The organism is Kitasatospora sp. NPDC093558, from assembly GCF_040683475.1.
In the GTDB taxonomy this organism is placed as follows: Bacteria; Actinomycetota; Actinomycetes; order Streptomycetales; family Streptomycetaceae; genus Kitasatospora.
The window spans coordinates 1-1,449 of record NZ_JBFBDY010001150.1; the positions used below are offsets into that span (position 1 = coordinate 1).

The following is a 1,449-nucleotide window of genomic DNA, read 5'->3' on the forward strand; positions in this document are numbered from 1 at the left end:
TCGGGCTGCGGCCCCGCCAGCGCGTGCGGCCGGCGGGGCAGGCTGCCGGGTGTGCGCGGGGTCCGTGTCAGGCGGCGGACGAGGGGGTTGACGGGGAGGGTCGCCGCGAGGGCGGTCATCAGGAGGACGGTGAAGAGCCGGTCGCCGATGATGCCGAGGTCGCGGCCGAGGGTCAGGATGAGGATCTCGCTGAGTCCCTTGGTGTTCACGAGGACGGCCACCGCCGTCGCTTCGCCGGGCGGAAGTCCGGTCAGGCGTGCGCCGAGCCGTGCGCCGACGTACTTGCCGCCCCACGAGACGGTGAGGAAGACGGCGACGGCGAGCAGGCCGCGCGGGCCGAGGCCGGTGAGGTCGACGGACAGGCCGGTGAGCGCGAAGAAGACCGGCACGAGGAGCGCTCCCGCGTGCCGCAGCGGGAGTTCGACGGTGTGGCGGAGTTCCTCGGCGGCGTCGCGGGGCATGGCGAGGCCGAACGCGAAGGCGCCGATGACGGCGTGCACGCCGAGGCGCGACGTGACCCACGCGGAGAGCAGGAGCCCGCTGCCGACGGTCAGCAGGGCGAGGAGCGGGTGGCCGCCGGCCCCGGCGGGCAGGCGGAGCAGCCGGCGCAGCAGCGGGCGCACGACGAACGCCATCGCGACCGCGTAGCAGGCGACTTCGGCGAGCGTCAGGAGCGCGCGGCCGGAGCCCGGGGCGCCGGCACCGCGGGCCGCGGCGGCGAGGCAGACGACGGCGCACCAGGCCGTGATCTCGGTGAGCGCCCCGCACGCGGTGGCCATGGCGCCCGTGCCGGTGGCCTGGAGCTGGTTCTCGGCGACGATGCGGGCCAGGACGGACAGGGCGCTCGCCGACAGGGCGATGCCGAGGAACGCGGCGAACAGCCAGGGCGAGGCGGCGGCGCCGAGGAGCCACGGGAAGCGGGCCGCGACGACGGCCGCCAGCACGAGGGCCGGGGCGAACGGGACGAGGACGGACGCGGCGGTGACGGTGAGCACCGTGCGGACCCGCCCGCTGAGCAGCCGCAGGTCGAGTTCCCAGCCGGCGGCGAACATGAAGAGGGCGATGCCGAGTTGGGCGACGACCGACAGATGCGAGCGCACGTCCGGCGGGAAGAGCGCGTCGGTCAGGTGGCCGGTGAGCAGCCCGAGCACGCTGGGCCCGAGGATCACCCCGACCGCGATCTCGCCGACGACGACGGGCTGGCGCAGCCGGGTGCGCAGCGGCGTGAGGAGCAGCCCGATCAACAGGACGGCCGCGATGTCGGCCAGCACGGTCGCGGACGGGGAGGAACCTTCCAAGGCGGGGCGCCTTTCCTGGGACGGGACTTGGCGTCGAGGGCCGCCGGGGGTGCGGCCCCTGCAGTACTTCTACGGCGGCCTCGGCGCCTCCCCCGACGGCAAGGGCGACATCGCCTGGGGCGGCCTGCAGGACAACGGCTACTCGGTGCTC

General features: G+C 75.4%; 1 protein-coding gene. It reads right to left on the minus strand.

Annotated features, from left to right (window positions below; all coding sequences use genetic code 11):
* Nucleotides 1-1,298 (minus strand): cation:proton antiporter (locus AB0O00_RS39290; protein WP_363659461.1); only part of this gene is annotated, 1,298 nt, incomplete at its 3' end.
* Nucleotides 1,299-1,449 lie beyond the last annotated feature (151 nt).